The organism is Photobacterium pectinilyticum, assembly GCF_024357955.1.
Lineage (GTDB): Bacteria > Pseudomonadota > Gammaproteobacteria > Enterobacterales > Vibrionaceae > Photobacterium > Photobacterium pectinilyticum.
In genome coordinates this window covers 1-9360 of sequence record NZ_JANEYT010000124.1, presented here as the reverse complement: position 1 = coordinate 9360, position 9360 = coordinate 1, and the positions used below count along the sequence as shown (strand labels likewise).

Here is a 9360-nt window from a genome sequence, read left to right as displayed (position 1 = left end):
CTCATCGTTATATATAGTAACTTAAAAGGTGTATATTGTGTATTAAGGCAGAGAAATCTGCCTTTTTTTTGCGTAAGTAAATTAATAGGTATACAGTTAATTGTGTGTACAATATGTATAGGGAAAACATGATTTGTCATCAGTAAAAGTCAGAGCGACGATTGTCGAGGACAATACGGGCATCAAAAGCCAACTACCTATCTTGCTGACAGAGCAGGGAGAGTTAAGTACGGTCACAGACTACCTACTCAAGCTAGAAGCGGACGGTGTGAGTAACTCCGTCATGAATGGATTTCTTCAAGCTGTGTCCTTGTTGCTGGATTATATGGAAGCAAATAGAGGATTGTTTGACGATCCGAAGTTGCTCTTCCAGACCTTTTCTAAGCGGTTGTACACAGGAACCATTGGTGAGGATGGGATTGATCCCTCTGGTTTATATTGGGTGCCAAGTTCAACCAGTAATGTGAATAAACATATTCATCGACTCACGGCGTTTACCGACTGGTTAACAGCAAAACAAGGCACCGCGTCCATGAACCCATTACGTGATGCTACCCCGCATGAGCAGCGATTGAATTACGCCGCTTGGTTTCGTAAAAACCAGAATGATTTTCTCGGCCATATCGAAGATAAGACCGTCAACAAAACCATCCGTAAGGCGCGAACCATCAAGGGGCGCACACCACTCACCAATACCGAAGATGACGCTATCGCCTTTCCTGAACAGTATTGGGAAGATTTTTATATGAATGGCATTGGTGGTGCAAGTGACCCACGAGTGGCACTCAGGGATAAACTCATACTCCTGCTCATGCACGGTGGCGGGTTACGCGAAAGTGAAGCTTTAACGCTTTGGGTTACAGATGTGTTTGAAGACCCCTATAACCCAGATAGTGCTATCGTTCGAATTTACAATGAAATCGATGGCACTGCGCCAAGTGACCCTGAAGTTCGCTCTAAAAATCAGTATAGAGAAACGTACCTAAAAGAAAAGTATGCGCGTATCCCTCGCCAGCGCATGAAGGGCACCGCACATCTCGGTTGGAAATGTCGTGTGGTTGACCATCCAGATAAGTATATACAGGTTCAATGGTTTCCAACCGACTATGGCAAAGTGTTTATGTCACTTTGGAAAAACTATCAAAAGTACCGCGCCAGCATCGACTGTTACCACCCTTATGCGTTTATTTCTTTTCATCACAGGGCGTTAGGCAACCCTTACACCATCAACGCTTTCCATGATAACTACGCCAACGGTCTGAAACGCATTGGTTTAGAACCAAACAAGGCAGAAGGCAAAGACCCTCACGGACATCGACATAATTACGGCAGACGATTAGAGCGCTCAGGAGTTAACCCCTTGGTGATTAAACGTTGTATGCACCACAAGAACCTAGACTCACAAGCACCATACACAGGCAAAGCTCAGCAGGAAATCTCTGACGAACTGACCCAAGCCACACTGCAACTGGCGAACCCCGAATCCAAAGTTAACACGCTCGACTGGAAAGCACTGGTTGAGCACGGTTTTGATGACATCGACCCGCAGGGCTACTTCACTGGCAAACATCCAAAATTGAGAGGTAAATAATGGCGAAAAATGACGGGCGATCTTCGGACTTAACCTTCTCTTGGATGCTGACCACACTTGGTGCTGAATGGCTACAATGGCAGGAATTAGCAGCAGAGTGGATGGCAGGACAAACCGCAGGCATTGACCATAAACAAATAGCTTTGACTCGCTTCTTCGAGTCCTATATTAGACAGTATGCGAGCTATGCGATAGGTGATATATCGTTGTTTTTTAAGGGATACCAAGGGCATCAATGTTCTAGTGAAGAGCTGGAGACATTAGTCAGGAAAACACAAAACTCTTCTAAAGCAATCCAATCAGGAGTAAACGTCCCCTGTGACTTCATCGACTTTGTAATCCAAAAGGTGTTTTCTGAAGAGGATGATAATGGCAAGTTAGTGTCATTGCTTGAAAATCCGCTGAGCAAAATCAAACGACAGTATTCGCCCACAGAAACTGTACGTAACCCTCTGCCGTATCGATATATTCAAGATTTGCGCCAAATTCTCTGTCCGCTGCCTGATAAAACTGAACTCACAGTCATTGAGCAAAACCTTGAACAAGGTGAAGCCTTGCTTCCCCCTTATCACTATCGTCACTTCAAGCACTGGACATGGGCGCAACAGCAAACGGGTCAACATAAAACAGGTGGTGATGGTGATTGGTTTGAAGTTGAACCAGAACTGATTGATAAAACCGACCCCGACTGTGTATGGCGTACTAAAAAAATAGTTCGCAAAGGCAATGAAACCATCCTTCACCAAATATGGTCGCCCGTCAAAGCGATGGTGATTTTCATGAAACTCCACTTACCACTGCGTACCTATCAAGTGAGGATGCTAGATAGCGGTGAAGCCGATACGTGGCGCTACGAAAACACTCAATGGGTGCTTAATACTAAACATGATTTTGCACTTGGCAGTGAAAAGCGTCCATTTGGTAAAGGCATTTTTCGCCGAGTTCATGACACCATGACAGGACAATATTCAACAGGCTTATATATCAATACCAATAAAACCGCCGATCAAAACAAAGGTGAGCTAGAACGTGGTTACATCATTCCGTGGCAAAATAATGAAGTATTGTACTGGATAGAGAAATTGCGCAATTGGCAAGAAAAGTACAACCCAATTGATAAGCCAACCGACTGCACCACATTACTTACTAAGCACACTGATAAGAAAAAATCGAAAGCACAACTGGAAAGTATGGGGGATATTTCATTTCTATTTCGAGAGGCATCGGCAAAGGGAATTGATAGAGCTAAACCTATTAGGGACGATGCTTTAGACCCTTTCTGGTATCAACTCCTTCTCGCGTTAGAAAATCAATTGACTGAACGTGGTTATGGTCTCGATAACGGAGAACGGTTGAAGCTAGTTTCCGAATATCCAAAGGATATTCCTATGTCGCGACGTTACAGTACAAACTTTCCATTACATAGCTTAAGAGTTTCACTTATCACTGCCTATACGATGGATACCCAACTCCCATTACCTGTAATATCCAAACTATTGGCAGGGCATACGCGTCTATTGATGACAATCTACTACAACAAGATAACCCCGTCAGTAATGGCTGAAAAAATGGACGAAGCACATGGTGAGTTGGATGCTAAATCTAAGCAATCTGTGCGTAACTTCCTTAAAGACGCCTCAATGGATCAAATTCAATGCAAGATGGTGTATCACAGTGATGATAGCATTCAGGCGGCACTGGTTAATCGTAACCCGATTGGTTGGGAAGAGCGATCATGCGGCTTATGCTTGGTCGGTGGCAACACCGTGAAATCCGATGAACTCAGCACCCTTGGTGGTTGCTGGAATGGTGGTGAGTTAATTAAAAACTCGAACAACCCACACGGTAAAGTCTATAGCAGTGTACCCCATAGCTTTGAAAACTGTATTTGTTGCCGCTGGTTTATTACCGAGGCTCGCTACCTGCCTGCGCTCAACGCCCACTTTAACCAACTGAGCTATAAAGCACATCAGGCCGCCAACCTATCTGTAGAGATTGAAGGTGAACTGGAAGCATTGAAAGACGAACAGTTCTTCTGTGAAGAACAAGGCAAGCCATTTATCAAGCACGATGAACTGCAAGCCCTACAGCGCCGCTATGAAAAACAGCAAGTCGAAACTGATGAATACACAAAAGACCTAGTGGCTTGCTTTGAACTAATCATCAAAATCATGCGTGTCGAAGAAACCAGAAATGAGGATGACACCAAAGATAAACTGATTGCGGTTGGCTCTGAGCAAGATGTCAGTCATGCCTTGAAGTTTATCGAAACCGACTCCGAGTTGCTGCACCTATCGCTGCTTTGTGATGATGCGGAGTTCTATCCTGATTTACAGGATGAGTTACGTAAAACGCCTGCGATAGAAAAGCGCTCTCGCCAACTTAGCCGTGTGCTGATGAAAAAAGGCTTTGAGCCGATTTTCATGGAAATGGACGACAAACAACAGCTCATCGCTGCCAATGCGATGCTACGCCAAATGGCGAAAATTGCTGACCCTGACGACAAACTTGAAGGCTACCGCAAAGTGGCTAACTACATTGAGGCAGGTGAATACCTGACTGATAACAAGTTGCTCTCAGAAGGTATTAATGCCCTTACCGATAAAGCTATAAATCTCGATGGCATTGCGCTACCGAGCTTATTGGAGAAATAATGGAACTCGATATTGATGTCATTCTGGCTGACTTAAAAGAAGGCAAAGTGCCTCGCACCCAGCAAAACCTCGATAAGCTCAACGACATACTGAAAAGCTATGCGGAATCAGGTCAGCGTGACTTCTCCATCACACAAATTGGGCGGGTGTCTACTGAAAATGGTGGGTTGGCGTATGAGGCTTTGCGTGCTACCCGTAACAAGCACTACCGAACACTCATCGAAGCATGGGCGGCAAAGTGCAATACCAGTACCAAAAAACCGCTATCCAACACCTCACGGTCTAAATCCATCCCTGCGGATAATAAACTGTTGGAGCGCATCCCAGACCCTGCGGTACGCGCCTTGTTTGGTCAAATTATTGCCGAGCGAAACCGTTACCGAAAAGAGGTCAATTTGCTCAAGCAACACGCCAATATCACCATCGACAAACGCCCTGTGCGCCAGTTTGACACCACCACAGAACCAAACGTGGAAGTGCTGCCATCCCTATCAGGCGTACTCATTGAATCGGAGAAAAGAGCCTTAGCGTATGCCATATCTGATGAATGTATGGAAAAGAACGGCTGGCAAACCACTCAGGCGGGACAGGTGAAAGACACGGAACTCAATGACGAAATATTCCCGCGAGGCTTTGTCACAGGGCTTCGCAAACTATTGGGTGAGGTAGATGGTTAATGGCAAGTGGGCAGCAGAAAGCGCAACAAAACCTTGAGGCATTTGAGGTCTGGAAAGCCACACAGACAGATGATGACTTTAAACAAATCGTATTCCGAGGTCAGCTTAATCGCATCGAAGTGGCAAAGGGTATCGGTTGTGGAAAATCAGCTTTAAACCAAAACCCTGCCCTCAAGAAAGCACTCAAAACCTTAGAAGATGAGCTGCGCGATAAAGGTGTCCTGCCACCATTGACCGATGCTGCCAAGAAGAATGCGGATAAGCCCATAGCCTACGACAACACAGCGAATCGTAAGATGCTCGATTCAAAGCGGGTATCGTCATTAGAAGCTGAGAACATTGAATTGAAAGCCAAGGTCAAGGAGCTTGAAAAACAACTTGAGCGCTTTGGTGAGCTATCTGAAACCTTATCCGAAATGGGGTTGATGCCACGATGAATACCGCTTTGTATGAAGACCAGATGCGTGTCACCAGTATCCCTTATCGCACAAGTAAACTCGTGATATTCAGCGGTGTGCCGCTGGCGAAAGGCTCTTACAAAACCAATAGTGGAAAGTATTACGTCACCATCAAAGCCCACCCTGATAGCATCCCAGTACCACCTACGTTGGGTCAGCATTGGTCAGTCAAAGGCACTCGCCAGATTGAAAACATGGAGGTAGGCGATTATGTGATGCAGCAACACACCTATGAATCGCCAGAGCATATCGAATGCAGCCTTCCCGAAACAGGAGAGCAGTTGATACGCTTTATTGCGAATGGAGCTGAGTTCAAGGGTATTGGTGAAAATAAGGCCAGAGAGATTTGGGAGCACCTTGGCAAAGGTTTCCACTCCACCCTGAAGAGTGACACACCTGAATCAAGGGAGCGCCTCAGGAAGGTGCTGACCGAAGGTTCAATCGACGCATTGTTCAAGGGTTATGCCAAGTATAAGAACCTTAGCTATTGCAACTGGATGACCGAACATAAGATACCCGCAAACATCCAGCAAAGGCTTTTGAAACACCACGGCGAGGAATCTATCGACGCTATTAAGCACAACCCCTATGTGCTGATGGGCTTCGGAATGTCCTTCAAGGGCGTCGATGAGATGGTAGCCAACCCCAATACCAGCTACCAAATCGGCCTAGATGACAGTAGGCGCTTGAGTGCCGCTCTGGAGGCGGCTTTACGTCAGGAGGTCGATAAGGGACACACCTACACCAACCAGACCCGCCTTCGCCCATATTTGAATAAACTACTCAAAGATAAGGCACTCGCTACCGAGGCGTTTAAGTCTGGGTACAACAAGGCCCAGTACCTCCTCAACCCCGAGACAGGGACGTACCACCCCACAGCACAACTGCTCATGGAAAGTGTCGTCGCCAAACGGCTAAAAAAGCTGGCTGCACAAAACGATCTTTTTGATGAACAGGCCAATAGTGCCTATTGCCATGCGGCTGGTGAGCTGCCTTATGACCTAACCGATAAACAGGTCGAAGCGGTTATGACCTGTTTGGATAACGCTGTCAGTTGCATTACAGGTGGTGCAGGGACAGGCAAGACGACGGTACTCAGGACGGCACTTCGCGCCTACCACCAAATGGGCTATGAAATACACGCCGTGGCGCTCAGTGGCCGTGCCGCAATGCGCTTACATGAATCAATAGGCTTTTTTACATCAACGATTGCTAGGTTGCTTAAGGATGTGCCTATTGAACCAGAGGACAACCGATGTAAACACCTCCTCGTCATTGATGAAGCCAGCATGGTTGACCTACCGACCATGTACCGTTTAGTGAATCACATTCACCCGTCAGTGCGGATAATTTTGACTGGTGACCCAGACCAGTTACCACCAATTGGTTGCGGGAAGGTACTTGCGGATATTGTCATGGCAAAGACCATTGCCAACACCATGCTGGACATCGTCAAAAGACAGGAAGGCAGTACAGGCATCCCTGAATACTCGAAGCTCATTAATCAAGGCACCGTGCCAGAGCAGTTGTCGACGGGGGCAATAGTATTCCATGAAACCAATAAGGATGATATCGCACAAGTATGCTGTTCTCTGTATCAGCAATCACCAGAGAATAGCCGTGTAATGGCTCCCACGAGAGCCTTAGTATCTGACATTAACAAACTCACCCAATCAGCAGTTAACTCTGATGGGGAGCGGCTTGAATTCCAGATCAATGGCGATAAGTTTTTCATGGATTTGAGGCTGGGTGATACCGTTCTGTTTACACAGAACCATTATGAGGACGGCATCCAAAATGGCTCCTTAGGCACGCTGACCAATGTAAAGAATCTGGGTGAAACTTATGGTGAAGTAACCCTCGATACAGGGGATAAAGTTGAAATCACTCAACCATTACTGGACTGTATGGAATTGGGGTATGCCATAACCCTTCATAAAGCCCAAGGCTCTCAATTCCCTCGTATCATTGTAGCGTTACAAGCGGGAAGGATTGTTGATAGATCATGGATATATACAGCAATCACACGGGCTGAGGTTGAGATTCATATTGTAGGAAGTGCCGAGGCATTCAAGACGATCATTGAGCACCCAAGCAATGTTCACCACCGAAATAGCTTCTTACTCGAAATTCTCAAAACGGCATGATGATTGGGGTTTCATCGCGGAGCGATATAAGGGCGGAAAGAACGCTAAGGGGTTGCAGGACGTGAATCCGCCCGAAGCCCAGCGAAGCTGCAACTAGGCCAGTCTGGCAGTGTTAGTGCGCAGCGCGCCCCCTGATAGGCCGCTTTTGCTCTGCTACAGATAGAGAAAAGCCCCGCTATCTAGTAAGTGTTGGTCGCACTTACTATCAACTAACGAGGCTGCTCTGTACCAAGACTTTACCATTGTAGCTTCGGCTACAACTGGCGTCTACTGGCTCGTTTCAAGTTCGCACTTATGGCAGCGACTCTCCTTTGAACTCAACTTTAGCCCAAACGATATGTGCAGTCAATTACAGCCACTTTCAGGCATTAGGTGGGTATTATCATCTGAAATGGGTTCAGCAAGGTTTCTGCTTGTCTACCTTCCGAACCGAAAGAAATTTTTCTGACGGGTAAGCACCACTTACCAGTTCGTTTCATAGTTGGTTTTGTTGAGTTAAAAGGGAATGTTGGGTGAGAGGTCGGTTTTCAATAGGAAAATCGGCTATTTAACATATATGAAGATAATGCGTCCCTTGTGCGGCCATTCATAACTTGTGTTTACACCATACCTTGTCCCACGTTTTCGTGAGATTTGAAAATCTCACTAATTCGAAGGATTCATGGCCGTTGTTCATCAATTTGGAAATTGACATTGTACAGGCTCAGATATAGTTTTACTTAGGAGCTGGTATGAGCCGCCCTGCTCTTTAAATTATCGAAAGCGGAACGCGCTGCGCTTGGTCAGCCAGACTGTAAGAGTCAAGCAGACCACTGATTACCTAACCATTGGTGACCATGTTAAGTCCTAGTTGAAGCGTAACAAGGCCAACAGCAAAGTTGCAAAAAGTTAAAAAGCCCAGTCTTGACTGGGCTTTTTAACTTCAAAGTCTGGCATTTACTGCGACCATTCTTGAAATCTGAATTTTAGTAACAACTCTCATTTAATCATGTGGTTACTTAACCCACTATCTTATAGCCACTACATGATAGTGGGTCGGTCATTTCGTAATTAGATTTCATTCGAAAGTGCTTTACTGGCTCCTTTACAGCGGTACTTTGACGTACAGTGCAGACTTGCCATTCTTACATTAGATCGAAAAATAAGGAGGGTGCATGGCTAAAGTGACTTCGAGGAGAAGAATTACTTTACCTATAGACCTGTGCATTGCCGCCAATATTAACGCTGGTGATGATGTTGAAACATTTGTTGATCGACAAGGTGTTATATCAATCGTTAAACAACAAGCAGGCGCGGCAAAAGGTATATTAAAAAATACACCTATCTGCCCTTTTGTGAATGAAAATGACTTAGAGAGTGGTATTTGATAATCACAGATAATTGTAGTTCGCTGGTTTTGCATGTACATGTGTGATCAACATGCCACCAAATCTGCACTCCTGAATACGTCTATACTGGACATATCGGAGTACAGATTTGGCAGGACTGATACCCTTGGATTGGGATGAAATCCTTAATAAACATTGGCAGGTCAATTCTGGCAGCATTCTATAAGTGGCGATGTACCGATTTACCTCACTCACTCACCAAAAACTGCCAATTTTTAACTCGAACAAATTCATTTTAGTCAATGTTGTCCAGTTGATTACGTGTTAGTAGAGTCGACATAATGTTATGGACATCGTGAGTCATCTATTTCTCAGTCATTGATGAAAAAAACGTACACACCAATATACATAGTGTGTACGTTGTTAATCAACTTCACAGCCCCTGTGGTATATAGCCTCTCACTCACTCACTCGGTAGTGAACATGGTTTTTACTGTATACTCCT

Annotated in this window: 6 protein-coding genes; all 6 read left to right on the top strand. The window is 45.4% G+C overall.

The window, feature by feature from the left end; translation table 11 throughout:
• Window positions 1-133 precede the first annotated feature (133 nt).
• Window positions 134-1591: a gamma-mobile-trio recombinase GmtY gene (gene gmtY, locus NHN17_RS24675; RefSeq protein WP_255045322.1), complete on the top strand. Its 1458-nt coding sequence runs from the start codon at window positions 134-136 to the stop codon at window positions 1589-1591.
• Window positions 1591-4245: a gamma-mobile-trio integrase GmtZ gene (gene gmtZ, locus NHN17_RS24670; RefSeq protein ID WP_255045321.1), complete on the top strand. Its 2655-nt coding sequence runs from the start codon at window positions 1591-1593 to the stop codon at window positions 4243-4245. Before gmtY ends, gmtZ begins: the two co-directional genes overlap by 1 nt.
• A complete protein-coding gene (gmtX, locus tag NHN17_RS24665) occupies window positions 4245-4922 on the top strand; it encodes a gamma-mobile-trio protein GmtX (RefSeq protein WP_255045320.1) in 678 nt (225 codons plus the stop codon). The genes gmtZ and gmtX overlap by 1 nt, the downstream gene beginning before the upstream one ends.
• Complete coding sequence (locus NHN17_RS24660; protein ID WP_255045318.1) at window positions 4922-5359, top strand: VPA1267 family protein; 438 nt, start codon at window positions 4922-4924, stop codon at window positions 5357-5359. The genes gmtX and NHN17_RS24660 overlap by 1 nt, the downstream gene beginning before the upstream one ends.
• On the top strand, window positions 5356-7527 hold the full coding sequence (locus NHN17_RS24655; protein ID WP_255045317.1) for an AAA family ATPase: 2172 nt from the start codon (window positions 5356-5358) through the stop codon (window positions 7525-7527). Before NHN17_RS24660 ends, NHN17_RS24655 begins: the two co-directional genes overlap by 4 nt.
• A 1154-nt stretch (window positions 7528-8681) precedes the next feature.
• Window positions 8682-8894, top strand: coding sequence for an AbrB/MazE/SpoVT family DNA-binding domain-containing protein (locus NHN17_RS24650; RefSeq protein WP_255045316.1), 213 nt, complete (start codon window positions 8682-8684; stop codon window positions 8892-8894).
• Window positions 8895-9360: the final 466 nt, after the last annotated feature.